At 64.3% G+C, this 18,826-nt stretch carries 16 protein-coding genes; 6 read left to right on the top strand and 10 right to left on the bottom strand.

Features of this window, described 5'->3' with window-relative positions; genetic code table 11:
* Position 1 precedes the first annotated feature (1 nt).
* The 5 genes from KI243_RS03865 to KI243_RS03845 all read right to left on the bottom strand — a co-directional run bounded on the left by KI243_RS03865 (position 2) and on the right by KI243_RS03845 (position 5,233).
* Positions 2-862 carry a MurR/RpiR family transcriptional regulator gene (locus KI243_RS03865; RefSeq protein WP_177109267.1) on the bottom strand — a complete coding sequence of 287 codons (861 nt, stop codon included), beginning with the start codon at positions 860-862 and terminating at the stop codon, positions 2-4.
* Positions 863-2,212: a gluconate:H+ symporter gene (locus KI243_RS03860; protein ID WP_212810470.1), complete on the bottom strand. Its 1,350-nt coding sequence runs from the start codon at positions 2,210-2,212 to the stop codon at positions 863-865.
* 180 nt (positions 2,213-2,392) lie between these two features.
* A complete protein-coding gene (locus tag KI243_RS03855) occupies positions 2,393-2,872 on the bottom strand; it encodes a CesT family type III secretion system chaperone (RefSeq protein ID WP_177118853.1) in 480 nt (159 codons plus the stop codon).
* 12 nt (positions 2,873-2,884) lie between these two features.
* Entirely contained in the window at positions 2,885-4,237 is a 1,353-nt protein-coding gene (locus KI243_RS03850; protein WP_177109269.1) for a hypothetical protein, read from the bottom strand.
* Positions 4,238-4,339: 102 nt separating this feature from the next.
* Positions 4,340-5,233, bottom strand: a complete 894-nt coding sequence (locus KI243_RS03845; RefSeq protein ID WP_017126730.1) for an NAD-dependent epimerase/dehydratase family protein — start codon at positions 5,231-5,233, stop codon at positions 4,340-4,342.
* A 340-nt stretch (positions 5,234-5,573) separates the two neighbouring features.
* Here KI243_RS03845 and KI243_RS03840 point away from each other — a divergent pair, with 340 nt between their 5' ends.
* A complete protein-coding gene (locus KI243_RS03840; protein ID WP_017126729.1) occupies positions 5,574-6,860 on the top strand; it encodes an MFS transporter in 1,287 nt (428 codons plus the stop codon).
* 200 nt (positions 6,861-7,060) lie between these two features.
* Positions 7,061-7,576, top strand: a complete 516-nt coding sequence (locus tag KI243_RS03835; protein WP_212810469.1) for a DUF4823 domain-containing protein — start codon at positions 7,061-7,063, stop codon at positions 7,574-7,576.
* Between the two features lie 62 nt (positions 7,577-7,638).
* Here the strand turns inward: KI243_RS03835 and KI243_RS03830 are convergent, their stop codons facing one another.
* Positions 7,639-8,535, bottom strand: a complete 897-nt coding sequence (locus KI243_RS03830) for a LysR family transcriptional regulator (RefSeq protein WP_017126727.1) — start codon at positions 8,533-8,535, stop codon at positions 7,639-7,641.
* A gap of 59 nt (positions 8,536-8,594) precedes the next feature.
* Positions 8,595-9,362 carry a sulfite exporter TauE/SafE family protein gene (locus tag KI243_RS03825; protein WP_212810468.1) on the bottom strand — a complete coding sequence of 256 codons (768 nt, stop codon included), beginning with the start codon at positions 9,360-9,362 and terminating at the stop codon, positions 8,595-8,597.
* An 83-nt stretch (positions 9,363-9,445) separates the two neighbouring features.
* Between KI243_RS03825 and KI243_RS03820 the strand changes: the two genes are divergently transcribed.
* On the top strand, positions 9,446-10,330 hold the full coding sequence (locus KI243_RS03820; RefSeq protein WP_177128657.1) for a LysR substrate-binding domain-containing protein: 885 nt from the start codon (positions 9,446-9,448) through the stop codon (positions 10,328-10,330).
* Positions 10,331-10,434: 104 nt separating this feature from the next.
* Positions 10,435-10,782: a cupin domain-containing protein gene (locus KI243_RS03815; protein WP_017126724.1), complete on the top strand. Its 348-nt coding sequence runs from the start codon at positions 10,435-10,437 to the stop codon at positions 10,780-10,782.
* A 63-nt stretch (positions 10,783-10,845) separates the two neighbouring features.
* Here the strand turns inward: KI243_RS03815 and KI243_RS03810 are convergent, their stop codons facing one another.
* The 3 genes from KI243_RS03810 to KI243_RS03800 form a co-directional block, all read right to left on the bottom strand.
* The gene (locus KI243_RS03810; RefSeq protein ID WP_146049185.1) at positions 10,846-12,339 is read right to left on the bottom strand and encodes a hypothetical protein; all 1,494 of its coding nucleotides are present in this window, start codon (positions 12,337-12,339) and stop codon (positions 10,846-10,848) included.
* 153 nt (positions 12,340-12,492) lie between these two features.
* A complete protein-coding gene (locus KI243_RS03805) occupies positions 12,493-14,757 on the bottom strand; it encodes a type III effector HrpK domain-containing protein (RefSeq protein ID WP_212810467.1) in 2,265 nt (754 codons plus the stop codon).
* 79 nt (positions 14,758-14,836) lie between these two features.
* A complete protein-coding gene (locus tag KI243_RS03800) occupies positions 14,837-15,373 on the bottom strand; it encodes a sigma-70 family RNA polymerase sigma factor (RefSeq protein ID WP_017126722.1) in 537 nt (178 codons plus the stop codon).
* Positions 15,374-15,620: 247 nt separating this feature from the next.
* On the opposite strand from KI243_RS03800, the gene sctW reads away from it, so the two are divergent.
* Both sctW and sctV read left to right on the top strand, forming a co-directional pair.
* Positions 15,621-16,715: a type III secretion system gatekeeper subunit SctW gene (gene sctW, locus KI243_RS03795; RefSeq protein WP_177086947.1), complete on the top strand. Its 1,095-nt coding sequence runs from the start codon at positions 15,621-15,623 to the stop codon at positions 16,713-16,715.
* Positions 16,715-18,817 carry a type III secretion system export apparatus subunit SctV gene (gene sctV, locus KI243_RS03790; protein ID WP_177086945.1) on the top strand — a complete coding sequence of 701 codons (2,103 nt, stop codon included), beginning with the start codon at positions 16,715-16,717 and terminating at the stop codon, positions 18,815-18,817. Before sctW ends, sctV begins: the two co-directional genes overlap by 1 nt.
* Positions 18,818-18,826 lie beyond the last annotated feature (9 nt).

Here is an 18,826-nt window from a genome sequence, read left to right as displayed (position 1 = left end):
ATCAGTCTCCCAGCGGCAGATTGTCGGGGCCGCCACGGTATTCATCGAGGGCCAGCTTGATCCGCCGCAGCCGCTCCTGGTTGTCCTGCGGCAACGACAGCGCCACTTCGGTGGACAACACATCGATGGCCAGCAGCATGCCGTAACGGGCCGCCGTCGGTTTGTAGATAAAACTGGTTTCGGCGCCCTGCAGCGGCAACAGCACATCGGCCAATTGCGCCAGCGGCGAATCCGCCCGGGTGATAGCGATGATCGACGCGCCATAGTTGCGGGCCAGGCGCACCGCTTCCAGCAACTCCGGCGTCAGGCCGGTCAGCGAGCAGACCAGCAACGTATGTTCGGGACCGAGGGTCGCGGCGGTGACACGCATCATCACCGGGTCGTGACAGGCCGCGATCGGCAGGCCCAGTCGCACCAGCCGTACCTGCAACTCGTCGCTGCACAGCGCCGAGCTGCCGCCGAGACCGAAGGCATGGATCATCCGCGCCTGGGCGAGCAGCCGCACCGCGTCGGCAAAGTGCGCCTGGTCGAAACCGGCCAGGTGTTCGTGCAGGGTGATCTCGATATCGCTGACGATCTGCCGGAAAAACGCCGACTGCTCAGGGCGCCCCACCGGATCGAGAAAACGGCTGCCGACCCCGCTGGCCTGGGCCAGTTGCAAGCGCAGGTCACGCAGGTCGCGGCAACCGACGGTGCGGGCAAAACGCGAGAGCGTCGCGGCACTGACTTCAGCCCGTTCGGCCAACTCGTCGAGACTGGCCGAAGCGGCATGGCCGATGTCTTCGAGAATCACTCGGGCGATGCGCCCTTCACCGGCGCTGAAGGCGTCCTGGCGGGCACGGATCTGATACAGGATGTCCATCTACAGCCACTCCGAAAGGCCCAGGGTCAAGCCGAAGGCGACCAGCGAGATCAGGGTCTCGAGCACGGTCCAGGTCTTGAACGTTTGCATGACGGTCATATTGAAGTATTCCTTGATCAGCCAGAAGCCGCCGTCGTTGACGTGGGAAAAGATCACCGAACCGGCACCGGTCGCCAGCACCAGCAATTCCGGATGCGGGTAACCCAGGCCGACGGCCACCGGCGCGACCACCCCGGAAGCGGTGGTCATGGCGACGGTCGCCGAGCCGGTGGCGATGCGCATCAGCGCGGCGAACAGCCAGCCCATGAACAGCGGCGACAACTGGAAGGCGTGGGCCAGGCCGACAATCTGGTCGGTGACCCCGGCGTCGATCAGGATCCGGTTCAGGCCACCACCGGCACCGACCAGCAAGGTGATACTGGCGGTGGGCGCCAGGCATTCGTTGGTGAACTTGAGGATCGCCTCGCGGTTGAAGCCCTGGGCCAGGCCCAGGGTCCAGAAACTCAACAGTGTCGCCAACAGCAGGGCGATCACCGAGTTGCCGATGAACAGCAGGAACTGGTTGAAGCCCGAACCCGGCGTGGACAGCAGATTGGCCCAGCCGCCGATCATCATCAGCAGCACCGGCAGCAGGATGGTGATCATGGTCAGGGCAAAGCTCGGCAGTCGCTTGCGCGGCTCGCGCTCGATGAACTGGCGTTCCAGCGGGTTCTCGGCGGGCAGCTGGATATGCGGCACGATAAACCGGGCATAGAGTGGGCCGGCGATGATCGCCGTGGGAATGCCGATCAGGATCGCATACAGCAGCGTCTGCCCCACCGAGGCCTGGTACGCCTGCACCGCCAGCATCGCCGCCGGATGCGGCGGCACCAGGGCGTGCACCACCGAGAGGCCGGCCACCATCGGCAGGCCGACCATCAGGATCGACACCCCGACCCGCCGTGCCACGGTGAAGGCGATGGGCACCAGCAACACGAAGCCCACCTCGAAGAACAGCGGCAAGCCCACCAGGAAGGCGATGCAGACCATCGCCCAGTGCGCGTTGCGCTCGCCGAACCGCTCGATCAGGGTTTGCGCGACCCGCTCGGCGCCACCGGACTCGGCCATCATCTTGCCGAGCATGGTGCCCAGGGAGACCACCAGGGCGATATGCCCCAGCGTCTTGCCGACACCTGCCTCGTACGCCCCCACCACGCTGCCCGCCGGCATCCCGGCCAACAGCGCGAGGCCGACAGACACCAGGGTGATCACAATGAACGGATTGATCCGGTAGCGCGCGATCAGCACGATCAGCGCAATGATCGCAATCGCCGCATACAGCAGCAGTCCGTAGCCCGGTGGTGGCGTCATGGCGGGTTCCTCGATAACGGTATCTGGAAAACCCTCATGAAAACCAGAATGCATTAACGGGCAGCACCGACCAACCTCCATGAAAATAACTTTCGCACAGAGGTATGAAGTGTCGCTCAGAGAAATCCCGAACCGGGAAAAATGAAAATACGCCGCGGTATTTTCATCAGGACGAGTGGCCTAGCTGCGCGGTATCGCTCCGCGCAACGGCGTCTTCCGCATCGGCTGTCGCGAAGCCTGCTCGCGGGCCTTCAACTCTTCCAGGCTCAGCGCCAGCCAGTTGCCCAGCTTGTCGGCCTGCTCCGTGAAGCGCTCGAACAGGCGCTGCATCGCGCTGTGGTCGAGCATGAGGAAAGGCTGGCGGGTCCACAGGATGACTTTCTTCTGCTCGACAATCGCCCCGGTCAGGATCGGCGGATGCTCCAGCCCCAGCAGATTGCTCTGGAGCAGGATGGCCAGGGTATCCGGATCGTCGAAGCGTTGTTCCGACACCGGCAGCAGGCAACTGACCGTCAGGAAGTCATGGGGCGACTCGCGCCACTCCAGCACCAGGCCGCTCGGCAAGGTCATGACATAGCTGTCGGACACCTCCAGCTCTCGTTCATCGATACCCATCTGGTGAAACACCGGGGACAGCACTTGTTTCAACTGGCTCGCCATCGACGACTTTCCTTATCGGATGATCATGTTGCGCATCCGCGCCATCAGTGAGTTGGAGCGTTCGCGGCGGGCCGGCGGCGTCTCGCGGTAACGGCCGCCGTCGCGTGTCGAAGACGGCTCGCGCCGGGTACTGACCGACGGCGCCCGGCGCCGCTCCACGGGAGGCGGACCGTAGTTGGGGATCACCGGCCGTTCGCGGGTGCTGAACGATTCCGCCCGGGCCCGCGACGTCGAGGGCCGACCACGGGAGTAATCGCTGTTATCCACCGGCGGCCGGTAGTGCCGGGGATCGACACGATAGTCGTCCCGCGGTGGAACATAGGGGGTAACGACCGGACGCGACCAGGTATTGATGCTATCGGCACGAGGACGGGACAGTGGCGGCGCCGGGGGGTTGATCGAAGCGCTGCGCCCACGGGAATGTCCGTTGACCGGGGGGAAGTCCATGGTATTGACGATCGGCATCGGTGCCGGAGGCGGATTGCGCGGCAACTCCGTGCCGTCCCGCGTATCCAGGCCCAGCTGCCTCATCCGCCGCTTGAACTTGTACTCCGGGAAATCCTGGTCCTGGCGCCGCACATCGCCCTGGTTGCGGTCGCCCTCATAACGCATGCCGAGGTTCTTCGACGCGTGCACCTGGGTATAGAGCCTGGTGTTTTCCAGCAGGAAGTCCGTCAGCCGTGCCTTGTCTTGCGGATAGCTCGGTCGCAAGCGGGCGAACTCCCGGTCGACCTCGCGCTGGCTGGCCTTGGGACCGTTGAGCAGGCGTTCGCGCTCTTCCGGATCGTAGCGTGGTTGATAGCGCTGTACGATCTGGGGGTTGTCACCCAGCAGGGAAAACTCCTGACGGCGCATGGCCCGCCCGAATTCCGGCCAGGCATCGGAGATGATGGTGTTGTTGCTCACCCGCGAGTCACCGACTTCCACGAAGGTGTGCCCGACATCCCTGGCTTGCACAATCGACACCTGCTGGTGCTGCCCTTCCGCGCCCGCCAGCAGCAATGCATTCACCGCCGCCATCTGGTCGCAGTTGCCGGCCTGGAAACGCGCCGCGGTACGAGCATAATCCACGGGGGCGCTGACGTCGTAGACCACCACCGTGCGCTTGTAGGCTTCGGCCTCGCTCGCCCGGACATGCTTGCGCTGGTTGCCCGAGCCGTAGTTGAGGATCTTCCAGGTGTCATCGATGGCGCGATTGGACAACATCAGCGCATTCATCTGGGCCACGGAAACCGTCGTCGTCGCCTTGAAATGCCGCGGGTCACCGGAGGCCAGTACCCGGCGCGTCGACACCGTGTGGTCACGATCACCGCTGTTGAAATGGCGGGAACTGGCGGAAAAGGTTCGATCCGTCGATAAAGGCATGGCGCAGGGCTCGCGAGAAGGAGTCCTGTTGTGTGGCTTCATCGCGCGAAGTGGTTCCGTTGCAGAACCCTTGAGCGGGCCCGTTGCCGGGCCCGCCGCGCGTCAGACCATTTCGTTGAGGATCCACTCGGTGACCGAGGTGCGCTTCGGTACCCAGCCCAGCAACTCACGGGCATTCTTGCCACGTACCCGGCTGTTGGAGCCCAGGCCGTAGTTGGCCATTTCATAGCCCCACTCGGCTTCGGCATCCGCCAGCGGCCAGTCCTGCGGCTCGCCCAGGTCCAGGGCCTTGGCCATCGCCGTGGTCATGTCGATAAACGAGGCTTCGCCACTTTCGACAAAGTAGAAGGTGCCTGGCGGATTCTTGCTCAGGGCCAGCAGGTACAGGGCCACCACATCTTCGATATGCACGTTGGACCAGATGTTCCGACCGCTGCCGACATGGCGCACCACACCGCTCTTGCGTGCCTGTTTCAACAGGCGCGGCAGCTGCACGCTGTCGCGATTCACGCCCAGGCTGTGGCCGTAGATCAGGGTGTTGCAGATCACCGCCGAGCGCACGCCGAACTTCGCCGCGCCAAGGATCAGGTTGTCGATGGCCACGCGGGCGGCCTTGTCGACGGTCGGTTCCGGCAGGTTGTCTTCGTAATAGACGATATCGCTGGCCTTGCCACCGGACGCATCGCCGACGATGCTCGAACCGCTGGTGTGCAGGAACATCTTGTCGGAACCGCGCAGGGCGCCGAGCAAGGCTTCGACCGCACCGCGATGGTCGCTGCTGGCGGCGTTGATCACCGCATCGGCCTGGCGCGCCTGTTCGGCGAGCAGCATGCTGTCGTCGAGGGTGCCGATCACCGGGGTGATGCCCAGGCCGCGCAGTTCTTCGGCCTGCTCGGCGCTGCGGACCAGACCGGTGACCTGATGGCCGGCCGCGATCAGGCCGGTGGCGATGGAGCCGCCGATAAAGCCGGCTGCGCCGGTAACGAATACGTTCATGGAGAAACTCCGTGGATGAATAAGTGATGGAATGAGTATCGAAGACTTATCCGTGCCGAATAACCCCGTACCGCCCAATTCACTCTTGCATTGAATTCACGAATCCTGAGCGTGACCGTCACAACCGTCCGGTGGTTTGTCCGCTGGCGCGTCTCAAATAAATGACAAATGACATTTAAGTTGACAAGCATCTCGCGATCCGGCGAAATAATAGATGTTACAAAACATTTATTCGACAAACCTGGCAGGCCATCCACGCTGTCCCTTGCGCTCGCCACGTGTTGCCCGTCGATGCTGTTGCCGATACCTCCACCGACACCGCACGCACAAGGAACACCTCATGCTGTCTACATTGGTTGCAAACCGCCTGGCCAGGCGCCAGGTCCACTATGGCTGGGTGGTGGCCGCCGTCACCTTCCTGACCATGCTGGTGATGGCTGGCGCCATGGGCGCGCCGGGGGTGTTTATCGTGCCCCTGGAACATGAGTTCGGCTGGAGCAGCGCGCAGATTTCCTCGGCCCTGGCGATCCGCTTCATGCTCTACGGGTTGATCGGTCCCTTCGCGGCGGCGTTCATGAACTACTTCGGCCTGCGCCGGGTGGTGCTGGCGGCGCTGCTGATTGTGCTCGGCGGCATGATCGGCTCGATGTTCATGAACAGCTTCTGGCAACTGGTCCTGCTCTGGGGCGTGGTGATCGGCATCGGCACGGGGCTCACCGCCATGGTCCTCGGGGCCACGGTGGCGACCCGCTGGTTCTCCCATCGTCGCGGCCTGGTGGTCGGCTTGCTGTCGGCCAGTTCGGCCACCGGCCAACTGCTGTTCATGCCGCTGATGGCCTCGCTGACCGAGCACTATGGCTGGCGCCTGGCGCTGGGCCTGATCTGCGCCGCCATGGCGGTGGTCGTGGTGACGGTGATCGCTCTGCTGCGCGACCGCCCGGCGGACCTGAACCTGCCGCTGTACGGCGAGCGTGAAGTGTTGCCGGCCCCCGCCCATCGCGGCAGCCTGCTGCAGATGCTGATCAGCCCGCTGAAGGTCCTGCGTGACGTGTCGGGCAGTTGGACATTCTGGGTGTTGTTCCTCACCTTCTTCGTCTGCGGAGCCAGCACCAACGGGCTGATCCAGACCCACTTCATCAGCATGTGCGGCGACTTCGGCCTGGTCGCCACCACCGCGGCCGGCATCCTGGCGATGATGGGCATCTTCGACTTCTTCGGCACCGTGGGTTCGGGCTGGCTGTCGGACCGCTTCGACAATCGCTGGCTGCTGTTCTGGTACTACGGCCTGCGCGGCATCTCCCTGATGCTCCTGCCGTTCACCGACTTCACCGTGTTCGGCCTGTCATTCTTCGCCGTGCTCTATGGCCTTGACTGGATCGCCACCGTACCGCCCACGGTCAAGCTGGTGGCACAGAAATTCGGCGGCGAGCGGGCCAACATCGTCTTCGGCTGGGTGTTTGCCGGTCACCAGTTGGGCGCGGCCTTCGCCGCCTACGGCGCCGGACTGACCCGCACCTTGCTCGCCACCTACATCCCGGCCTTCTTCATCGCCGGAATGCTCTGCGTGATCGCCGCGCTGATCGCCCTGTCGATCCCGGTGCTGCTGAAAAAGCAGGCGGCGCACTGACCCGATGATCGCCACGTGCAGCAAGGGCATGCAGCCCGTGACGCTCTGCATCACAAGAGCGCCCGCGGAGCGTCCAGAGAGGTATTCCTTTGCTGCGCGTGGGAACGATCAAACGTATGCCATCCTCTAGGAACAGCACAGCCATTGGTATAGGGTGAGTGACACTGAAAGGCCATATTCATCTAGACAAGGATGTTGCGATGCGCGCCACTCTGATCATTGCCCTGTTTACGCTGCTTGCCGGATGCGCCGATTCACACCAGTGGCAACCACAACAGCAAGCCGGTGCCCCCCTCAATCCAAAAAACCGCTTCTATATCTCGACGCCAGCCGATGGTCAGTATGGCGCCCAACGCTATGAAGGCTCAGGGCGAAATACTGCCCAGATCATCTACAACGCCCTTGTCCAGAAAACACGGGCGGCCCGGATCGGTCGTCTGGCCGAAAACCACGATGATGCCCTGACGGATGCCCGTGCTGCCGGGCAAGACGTGCTGATATTTCCGACCATCCTCCACTGGGAAGACCGCGCTACGGAGTGGTCCATGATCCCGGACAAGGTCGAAGTAAAAATTGATGTGATCGAAGTAAGTTCAGGGGATGTGCTCAGTTCCGGCATAGTCAAAGGTAAAAGCGGTCTTGCTACATTTGGCGGTGACCACCCACAGGACCTGTTGCCAGAACCGATTACCAACTTCGTCCACTCTATTTTTTAATATTGATCGCTCCCGTGGGAGGGGGCTTGCCCCCGAAGCTTTTGATCGCTCCCACGCCCCGGTTAGCTGGCGTACCCCGCCAGCTTGCCCTGGATGAAATCGAGGAAGCACTGGATGCGCAGCGCCAACTGCGAGTTGCGGTAGTACACCGCGTGGATCGGCTGGCGATAGCCGCTGTTGGCCTCGGGCAGGATCACTTGCAGGCGGCCGGACTGGATGTCCTGGTGGGTCATGAAATGCGACAGGCAGGCAATGCCCTGCCCTTCCAGTGCCAGTTGGCGCAGGGTCTCGCCGCTGGAGGCGCTGATGCCCGGCTGGATCTGCCAGCGGTCACCCTGGGCATGACGCAGCGGCCAGTGGTTGAGGCTCTCGGTCTGGGTGAACCCGAGCAGGGTGTGCGCGGATAACTCACTGACAGTGGCCGGCACGCCATGGCGCTCCAGGTACGCGGGGCTGGCGAGGATATTCAGCGGGCTGCTGCCCAGCGAACGCGCATGCAAGGTCGAGTCCGCCAGGTTGCCGATGCGGATGGCGATATCGGTGCTCTGCTCCAGCAGGTCGATGATCAGGTCGTTGCTGTTGAGCTCCAGCTGGATATCCGGGTACAGGCTGCGGAACTCGGCGATGTACGGCACCACCGCATGCAGCATGAACGGCGACGCGGCATTGATCCGCAGGCGCCCGGCCGGTGTCTGCTGGCGCAGGGACAGGCGCTCTTCCAGCTCGTCCATCTGCTCCAGGATCTGCTTGGCCCGCTCGAAGAAGAACTTGCCCTCCTCGGTCAGGTCCATGCGTCGCGTGGTGCGGTTGATCAGCGTGGTGTCGAGCTTGGCTTCCAGCCGCGACAGGCTGCGACTGACCGCCGACGGCGTCTGGCCGACCTGCTCGGCCGCTGCCGAAATCGAACCGCACTCGATCACGCTGACAAAGATCTGCAACTCATCGGATCTGGCTTTCACCTTGGCCCCTCATCTGGAAACAGGCCTGATAGTAGCCGTATGCGGGGCAAAAGGAACCACTAGCCGCTGATCAACAGGTGCCCGCCCAGCACGCCCATGCCGATGAAGAACACCCGCTTGAACAGCACGGCACTGATCCGCTGGCGCAACCATTGGCCCAGCCACATGCCGAGCAGGGCCGGCACCAGCGCCAGCAACGAGGCACCGAGCGCGCCCTCGCCCAGGGCGCCGCGCCAGAACAGCCCCGCCGCCAGGGCCAGGGTCGAGACCGTGAACGACAGGCCCAGCGCCTGCACCAGTTGGTCCTTGTTCAGTCCCAGGGCTTGCAGGTAAGGCACCGCCGGGATCACGAAGACGCCGGTGGCCGAGGTGATCACACCCGTCACCACGCCACACAGCGGCCCCAGCCAGCGTTCGGAGCGGCTGCCCACCCGCAGGGTCGGCAGGAACAGCCCGCACCCGGCATACAGCAGCAAGGCCGCGCCCAGTGCCCGCACCGCCCAACCGCCACTCTCGATCCCACCGAGCCACAGGGTGCCGGCTGCCGTGCCGAGGAAGATCGCCAGCAACAGCGGCCACAGGCGCTTGAGCAGCGCCGGCAGATGCCCGCCCGCCGCCAGCTGCCAGACATTGGTCAGGGTCGCCGGAATGATCAGCAGGGCCGCAGCCTGCGCCGGCACCATAGCCAGGCCGAGCAACCCCATGGCGACCGTCGGCAGCCCGAGGCCGATCACGCCCTTGACCGTACCGGCCAGCAGAAAGGTGCCCAGCACCAGCAGGGAAAGGGCCAGGCCCAGTGCCTGGTAGAACTCGAGATAAGTATTCATGGGCCCATGCTGGACCCGGCGAATGCATTTGAAAATCTGCGATTGCCCGAGCTAGCCTCTGCCAATACAAGAGGCTGAAAACCATGCACTTCGATCTGACCGACCTGCGCCTGTACCTGAACATCCTCGATGCCGGCAATATCACCGCCGGCGCGGCCCGCAGTCATTTGTCCCTGGCGGCGGCCAGCGCACGGATCAGGGCCCTGGAAGCATCCCTCGGCACGCCGTTTTTCCAGCGCGGTCGCCGTGGCGTCACGCCCACCGCGGCGGGCAAGGCCCTGGCGCAACATGCGCGATTGATCCTGCAACAGAGCGAGCGCCTGCGCCAGGACCTGGCCGACTACGCCAACGGGGTCAAGGGCCAGGTCCGCCTGCTGTGCAACACCACGGCGATCAGCGAATACCTGCCGGAACGTCTCGCCGACTTCCTGCGCGAGCACCCGCCCATCGATATCGACCTGCAGGAGTTGCCCAGCCTGCGCATCGTCCATGCCATCAGCCAGGGCGCCGCGGAACTGGGCATCGTCTCCGACGCGGTGGACACCCAGGACTTGCAGACCCTGCCCTTTCACGACGATCCGCTGGTGCTGGTGATCCCCGACGGGCACCCGCTGGCCGCGGTCCCGCAGCCGCGCTTCAGCGATGCATTGCGCCACGAGCAGGTCGGCCTGGCCGCCGCCAGCGCACTGGCGGTGTACCTCGAAGAACAGGCCTTGCACCTGGGCCTGCGCATGCAACTGCGCGTGCGGGTCGACAGCTTCGACGCGGTGTTGCGCATGGTCGCCCGCGGTGCCGGCCCGGGCATCGTGCCCCAGGCCACCCTCGACCGCTGGCCGGCCGATGAGCGACTGATCAGTCGCCCGCTGCCCGAACCCTGGGCCCGGCGCAAACTGCTGCTGTGCGCGCGCTCGTTCGAACACCTGCCGTCCTATGCCCGAGCCCTGGTGGAGGCTCTGAAACCGCAATGACGCCGTGCGCGCATGGACAGGTGGATGTCGACCCTGGACATTCGCCGGGCGGCCGCGACCGCTAGGGTGCAGGCTTCATTCAGAACCTGCGCCCGGAGCCCAGCATGTCCAATCCACCGATTACCGTTCTGCGCGACACCCACCCACTGCCGGTGCTCGACGCCTGCAAGTGGGAAAAGCTCGAAGGCGACCCGCACACCGTCAACCTCAACGCCTACACCAGCGAGGACGGCAGCAAGATCATGGGCACCTGGATCTGCACTCCGGGCAAATGGCGGGTCGAATACGTGAAGTGGGAATACTGCGACTTCCAGGAAGGCTATTGCGTGATCACCCCTGATGGCCAGGAGCCGATCCACCTGAAGGCCGGCGACAAGTTCATCATTGAACCCGGCATGAAAGGCACCTGGGAAGTGGTCGAGACCGTGCGCAAGTATTTCGTCTTCGCCTGAGCCCCACACATGAAAAGCCCCCGGCTGCGTTGGCAACCGGGGGCTTTTTCATTCACCCAGGGGTCAGACCTGCGAAGCCGGATTGGGCTGGGTGCTGCTGCTCGCCACGGCATTGGCCGGGGTCGGTGTTGGGGTGTTGACCGGCGCGTTGGCGGTAGCCGCAGGACGACGGCGCACGGTGTTGATCGCACCCGCCAGCAGATCGGCGCCGGACGCGGCGGCATCGCCGAGCCCGTCCATCATGTGGCTCACGCTCTGCTTGGCCCCGGCATAACCCGAGCTGATCTGCTTGCCGGCGGACTCGGCCTTGGCCGCCACCTGGGTCTGGACCTTGTCGGCAATGGCCTGGGCCTTCGGTGGTACGTCCTCCTGCAGCACCTTGACCGCATGATCGCTGGCCGGACCGGCCAGGGTCGAGGTCACGCTCAGGCCGGCAAAGGCCAGGGCCGACATGCCGAGGTTGGTCGCCTGGTCCACCGCGACCTTCGCCACCGGTGAGAAACCGGCCCGGGTCGCGGCCTCCTTGACCAGGCCACGGACCTGCGACGCCACGGCGAAACCACCGCCCAGGGCCAGGCCGTTGTTGGCCAGGCTGGTCATGGTGGCGGCGCCGGCGATGGACTTCAGGCCGTCGGTCATGATGTCCAGCGGCAGCTTGGCCATGCGCTTGGCGCCATTGATCAGTGGGTCGCGGGTCGGATTGCAGTCTCGCAGCGTCTCGTACTGCTTCTTCCAGTCCTGGCGCCCGAACAGGTACTCGGGACCGGCACGGTGCGCCCGCGTGTCATGCCCGCGCATGATGCTGGCGAAACCGGCACCCGCGGCCATCCCGCCCAGCGCGGACATGCCGGTATCCACCGCCGCGGCCGTCTTCGGACCCGAAGTCGCGGTCAGCGTGGTGTTGAGTACGCCGCGCACCGCGTTGCGCAGGGAAAAGGTCTGGGTCGCCACGGCGTTCTGCAGGGTCTGCGTGCCGAGGTTTTCCGAGGCCTTGGCTTTCTGGGCGTCCTGCATCACCGGTTCGAGGCTTTCGGCCGGAGCCTTGAGCCAGAAGGTGTCATGGGTCGCCTTCGACAACAGGCCGCCACCGACCACGTCCGCCGCACCGGAGAAGGCACCGGAGAGAAAGCCGCCATAGGCCGGGCTGTGGGCGGCATCGGCGGAAATATCCGGCACGCGATCGAGCACCACCGAGGCGACACCGAACGGAATACCGCCCACCGCGCCCTGGGCCGGCACCGCCACGCGGTCCATGCGCGCGGCCTTGTCCAGCAGGCGCTCGACGTCATCGGCGGTCTGGCCCATGGCGTGCAGCTCGTCGGCGCGACTGTCGATCAGGGTCTTGAGGGCCTCTTCGTTGTCCGCGGTCTTGTGCGGCTCGAAAATGTCGGCCATTTTCTGCTTCAGCCCTTCCAGGGCCTGCGGCGTGCCGGGCTGGACCCGGTCGACGGCGGTCGCCCGCGACGGCGTTTGCATTTCCACGTCGTGCGAGGCATTTGCCTGCCGTTGCGAAGTGGTCAGGTAATGGCCCCCTGAGGTCGAGGATGGAATAGTCATTGGCGTCTTGCCTCGCTGTTATACGAAAATTTTCCGTTCAAGCACGGGGTTGAAGGCATTTGCAGAATCTTGCACAGCTGTGCGAATCGGTGAAATCGACACACTCACGGTCTTGCTCCTCTGCTCGATGGCATCAATCACTGGCGCCTGGCATCAATGCGCCCGGGGAATACCGAACTGGTCCAGGGTCGGATCGACGTTGTGATCGAACTGCTTCTGCGCGTGGTGTTTCTTCACCGCTTCGATGATCGCGGCGATGCCGAAACCCAGGCTCATGGCCGCATCGATGACCCAACCCACCGGCCCGGCCGCCGCACCAATGGCGGACGCCGCTGCCATGCCGACCGCTTCACCGGCCACGGCCCCGGCAATGCGCCCGCCGATGGAACCGGCCAGGCGCCCGAGCCCGACCGAGACTTCGCGGCCGGCCAGCTTGCCGGCGGTCTCGATGCCGTTCCTGGCGGCCGACAGCCCGGACTTGGCATTGTCGTAGCCGTCCTTGAACTGCTGGGCCTTGCTTTTCGGTGATGCGGCATCGGCGCCGGCACCTGGGTCGAGCATGCCTTCGAGCAGTTCGCGGCCCTTCTTCGATTGCTGCAACTGGCCGACGGTGGTGTTCATGTAGCTGTCCTGCTGCCCACGGACGAAGTGCTCCGGCAGCACGCTGTCATAGGCCGCCTTGCGCGCATCGACGGTTTGCAGGGAGTCGCCGACATCGGCCTTCTTCTGCCCCAGCAGTTGCTTGAGGGCACCGCCTTCGCTGAAGTTGGCTTCATAGGACTGCTTGAGCCGGGCCTGGACCTGCGGCTGTCCGCCGATCACCTGCTGGGCGCTGGGCAACTTGGTATCCGGGCCCAGCAGGTCCTGTTGCATCTGCAACTGGGCCGACAGGCCGCTGATCGCGCCGCTGTAGTCAGCCTTGCTGCTGTCGCCGTTGGCCTTGCGGTCGGCGGTACTCATGTCGTTACGCAGCGCCTGGCCGCTGGTCACCTGTTGCAGTTGTCCCTTGACCGCCTTGGCCAGGGCCGGGTCGCTGGCCACCAGGGCGCGCTCCTGGCTCGGCACCGCCTGCTTCATGTAGGCCTGGACATCCGGATCGGCCTGCAACTGGGCGATCTTTTCTGCCAGCGCGTCTTCGGTCTTGCCGGTCTTGTGCAGGTCGCGACCGGCCACCACGCTTTGCTGGGTCTGTTGCAGCTTGACCATGACCGCGGCTTTCTGCGCGCCGGTGTAGTTCTGCGGCTGCTCGAACACCTGTTTGTCGAGTTTGCTGATATCGGTCCCGGCCACGGCGTTCAAGGTCGCCGCATCGCTGAGCATGGAGGCGAATTCGCCACCGTTGGTGGGGGCCTGCTTCTTCACCCAGTCGCCGATATTCGCCGGATTGAACAGCTTGTCCGGGCCATGGGTGGCCAGGCCGCGGCCGGACAATCCGCCCTGGTCGAGCATGTTCAGGAAGCCCGGCTGGGAGAAGGTCTTCGCCGACTGCTTGAGGGCACCGGCCAGGCCCGGGTTGCTCTTCTGCAGGGCCTGCAGGCCATCGGCGCTGGTCAGGTTGTCGACCTTGGTTTCGCCCTCCGTGCCGGCGGCATGCTTGGGGTCGGCGGCCGCGGTGAGTGGCGCGTTGGCCTTGAGCAACAGGGCCGAGCGGACCATCTGCAACGACTGCGGGTCAGCTCCGGGATTGTCCTTCTGGTACTGGGCGAGATCCTTGGCCGCGCCATCCGCGGCGCCCTGCATCTTCTTGGCGAACGCCTTGAGGTCACCGTCGCTGATCTTGCCGTCAGCCTTGCCGCCATGCTTGGCGGTGTCGATGGCCGTCTTGAGGGCCGGGTTGTCGTTGATGAACTTCATCGCCTTGGCCCCGTCGGGACCTTTCTCCAAGGCCATGCGCGCGGCGGCGATCGGTCGATTGAGCTCTTTTTCCGCCTGCAGGCGCTGGTCCGGCGGCAGGTTGGCGACCATCGGTGCCCAGCGCTCCAGGTCCTTGGGCGAGGAGTACTTCGAATCATCGAGAAAACTGGCTTCCGCACTCGGCTTGGCGGCCGGTGCCGAGCAATCGTTGGCCGCGGCAGGTGCCGCAGGAGCCGGAGCCTGCACCGGCGTCGCCGGGCAGGAGCCTGTGGCCGGCGGGGTCTGCGTCGCGGGGGCACTGCTCGCGGGCTTGTCCGGAACCTGGCCCTCGGGTTTCGCATCCCCGCCAAACAGTCGCTTCAACAGCTGGCTGATCATGGCTTTCAGATCATCCGCCGAATCGGTGCCCGGATGCTGCTGCAAGGCCTGCTGGGCAAATTGAACGCCGAAATCGAATGCCGACTGACTATCGAGCTTGGGCTCCTTCGTCGAAGGAGCTACCGACATGTCGCCGCCCAGCATGGGAGAACCGGTACCGGAAAAAGGTGTAGTGGAAATGCGCATGAGAGGTCGCCATCGTCAGTCGAACATATCGCTGTGTGGCGCGACCGACGCAAGTGGTTCCAATCTGATGGCAATTGCTTCAGAAAACGCTGGGCACGCTGCGCTTGAGTTGCTCGCGGGCCCGCGACAGCCGCGAACGGACAGTGCCGATCGGCACACCGAGGCTCAGGGCGGTGTCCTGGTAGTTGCCATCCATTTCCAGGCTGACCTGGATCACCTGCTGCATGGTCAGCGGCAAGGTGCCGATGGCCCGGACCACCCGCGCCAGTTGCCGATGACCATCGATCTGCGCGCCGATATCGACGCCATCGGACAGTTCCATGTCCTCGCGATCCTCCCAGCGCTCCTGGAGCGGCTGTTTGTACTGACGGCGGAAATGGTTGCGGATCAGGTTCAGGGCTATGCCGCACAGCCAGGTCTGCGGTCGGGAATCGAAACGGAATTTGTGCTCGTTGCGCAGCGCTTCGAGAAAGGTGCACTGCATGATGTCCTCCACATCATCAGGGTTCATCACCCGTCGCTTGATGAACGATCGCAGTTTCTGCACCTGTTCGGTATTGAGCTGACGGATGCCGGAGGCCTGGGATGAATGGGCAATCGAATCGCTGGAGAGCATAGAGATAAACCATTTCAGGATATGTCCAATGCCTATAGCGATATGTATGCCACCTGTTACACAAAAATAACTGCATGATTTTTATGAATTTTATTTTTTGTTACCGAAGGTTTCTTTGCAATTAGTTGCACAAATCACCTTGCTCCGTACAACCTTTCTTGCACAAATCCTTCCCGGCCGAAGACTCGATGGAACCGGATGGCGCACCTGACCACTCATGGGTTATCGCCCCTCGAAGTCATGCGCCATGAAGATCGCCGCTCCGACCCTATCGCCTGTCCAGCCACCGGTTATCAACGCCCCGGCCAAGCCGGCGGCGCTGATCGCGCAGAGCACGCCCCACCAGGACAACTCGGCCCAGCAGGTCACCCGCTTCGCCTCGGCCCTGGTGCAGCAGAGCCTCAGCCTGAGCCAGCGCGACCTGATGGCCAGCAGCACCGCCCTGCAATCCAAGGCGGTCAAGCTCGGCGAGCTGTATCAGTTGCTGATGGGCACCCAGGACAAGGGCCTCGACGAGGCGGCCCGGGCGCTGCGGCGGCAGTTGAAAAACCAGGCCGCGACCCTCGCGCAAGTTCTTGCATTCAGCGGTGGCGACGCGGCCAAGGCCCATGTGACGCTCCAGGCCGCCGCCCGGCAGGCCCAGGACGAAGGCGACGACAACGAGCACGTGGTGCTGAGCCAGCAGCTCAAATTGCTGCGCCGCGAACATGGCAGTCGTGCCCAGGCCGGCATGAACACCGCGCGGGCCTTCGCCCGTTCCACCCTGAACCCGCGACGTCGGCAGAACCTGCGCGACCTGTACTACTCCGGGGTGGTCGGCCAGCAGACCATCTCCAGCCTGATCGACACCCTGCTGGGCCTGGAGGAAGGCGAGCGGCAATTCGAACCGACCCTGCGCGACCTGCGCGGCGCCATCGCCGACGACCTCGCGGCCCTGAGCCCGTCCAGCACCCAGCAGCAACTGCGCAACCTCATGCACGGCCTGAACACCGCGCGCCACGTCGCCACCCTGCTGCAGAACAGCGAACACCTGCTGGGGCGCATGCGCGGCAAGAACCCGACCCTGCAACTGAGCGCGCCGTCCTTTCTCAAGCACTTGCTGACCCTCTCGGGCAAGGGCATGAACCTGCAGGAAACCCTGCAACTGACGCAGTACATCGGCGGCCCCAAACTCCGGCACCAGCTGGCCTTTCTCAATGGCCTGCGACCGATGCTGCAACAGTTGCCGATCCTGCTCTGGCGTGACCTCAAGGCGCGCCAGAACGCCCTCGGCAACCTGCTGTTGCTGATGGCCGAGCTGACCCGCCAGGAACAGAGCCTGCCCAAGGGAAAAAGCGCCTGATGGATCACCTGATCAACCTGCTCAACCAGGTCGCCCTGGCGGCCATGCGCCGTTCGGAAATCGTCGGCGCGTTCGTCGTGCTCGCCATCGTCTTCATGATGATCACGCCGTTGCCGACCGGCCTGGTGGATGTGCTGATCGCGATCAACATCTGTATTTCCTGCCTGCTGATCATGCTGGCGATGCACCTGCCGCGCCCCCTGGCGTTCTCGACCTTTCCCTCGGTGCTGCTGATCACCACGATGTTCCGCCTGGCGCTGTCGATCTCTACCACACGCCTGATCCTGCTGAACCAGGATGCCGGGCACATCGTCGAAGCCTTCGGCCAGTTCGTCGTCGGCGGCAACCTGGCGGTCGGCATGGTGATCTTCATGATCCTCACGGTGGTGAACTTCCTCGTGATCACCAAGGGCTCCGAGCGGGTCGCCGAAGTCGGCGCGCGGTTCACCCTCGACGCCATGCCCGGCAAGCAGATGTCCATCGACAGCGACCTGCGCGCCAACCTGATCAGCGTCCACGAAGCCCGCCGCCGGCGCTCCGAACTGGGCAAGGAAAGCCAGTTGTTCGGGGCCATGGACGGCGCGATGAAATTCGTCAACGGCGACGCCATCGCCAGCCTGATCATTGTCGCGATCAACATGATCGGCGGCATCGCCATCGGCGTGGTCCAGCATGGCATGAGCGCCGGCGACGCAGTGCAGCTGTACACCGTGCTGACCATCGGTGACGGCCTGATCGCACAGATCCCGGCGCTGCTGATTTCGGTGACCTCGGGGATGATCATCACCCGCGTCTCCAACAACGACACGCCGGGCGTGGAAGCCAATATCGGCCGCGAGATCGCCGAGCAGATCACCAGCCAGCCCAAGGCCTGGATCATCGCCTCGGTGGCGATGCTCGGCTTCGCCGCCCTGCCCGGCATGCCCACCGCGGTGTTTGTCATCATTGCCCTGATATGCGGCTGCGGCGGCATGCTGCAACTGCAACGGGCCAGGCCCAAGGCGCCCCAGGCCCAGCCGATCTTCGTCGCGCCGGAAAACAACGGCAAGGAAGACCTGCGCACCTTTATCCCCAGCCGCCAGTTCCTGTTGCAGTTCCATCCGCAACAGAACGCGGCGCAGATCGAGGAACTGGTCAGCGAGATCCGCCAGCGGCGCAACCGCCTGGTAGTGCAGTACGGCCTGACGCTGCCGTCCTTCATCATCGAGACCGCCGAGCACCTGGAGCCCGACGAGTTTCGTTTTTCGGTCTACGAAGTACCGCTGCTCAAGGCCACCTTCAACCAGACCCACGTCGCGGTCGACGCCCAGGTGCTCGATGCGAGCCAGGTCGAACAGGCGGTGGCCGGCAGCCTCGACCGCCAGGAAAACCAGTGGGTGTGGATGCCGGCCGATGCGCCGCAGCTGCAAGCCGAACGGCTGGAAACCGTCAGCGCCAGCACCCTGATCGTCGAACGCATGGAGCGGGCCTTGCAGGCCTGCGGTCCGCAGTTCATTGGCTTGCAGGAGACCAAGGCGATCCTCGGCTGGCTGGAGTCCGAGCAACCCGAGCTGGCCCAGGAGATGCAGCGGGTCCTGCCGCTGGCGCGGTTCTCCGCCGTGCTGCAACGCCTGGCCTCGGAGTGCGTGCCGCTGCGGGCGATCCGCGTCATCGCCGAAACCCTGATCGAACACGGCCAGCACGAACGGGATATCACCGCCCTCACCGACTACGTGCGCATCGCCTTGAAGTCGTTGATCTACAACCAGTACAGCAGCCCCGCCGGCCTGCTGGTGTGGCTGCTGACCCCGGAAAGCGAAGGCATCCTGCGCGACGGCCTGCGCCAGACCCAGACCGAGACTTTCTTTGCCTTGAGCAGCGAGACCAGCCTGTTGCTGGTGCAGCAACTGCGCATCGCCTTTCCCCTGCGCACCAGCGAGCGCGCCGTGCTGCTGGTGGCCCAGGACCTGCGCAGCCCGTTGCGCACCCTGTTGCAGGACGAGTTCCACCACGTGCCCGTGCTGTCGTTCGCCGAAATCAGCAACGCCGCCGAAGTCAAGGTCCTGGGTCGCTTCGACCTGGAAGACGATATGCAACCGCTGGAGGACGAGTATGCGGCCTGATACTGCAGG

Origin of the sequence: Pseudomonas sp. Ost2 (genome assembly GCF_018326065.1) — a bacterium.
GTDB classification, from domain to species: domain Bacteria; phylum Pseudomonadota; class Gammaproteobacteria; order Pseudomonadales; family Pseudomonadaceae; genus Aquipseudomonas; species Aquipseudomonas gingeri.
The sequence above is the reverse complement of the archived record's forward strand: the minus strand, read 5'-3'. Positions and strand labels throughout refer to the sequence as shown.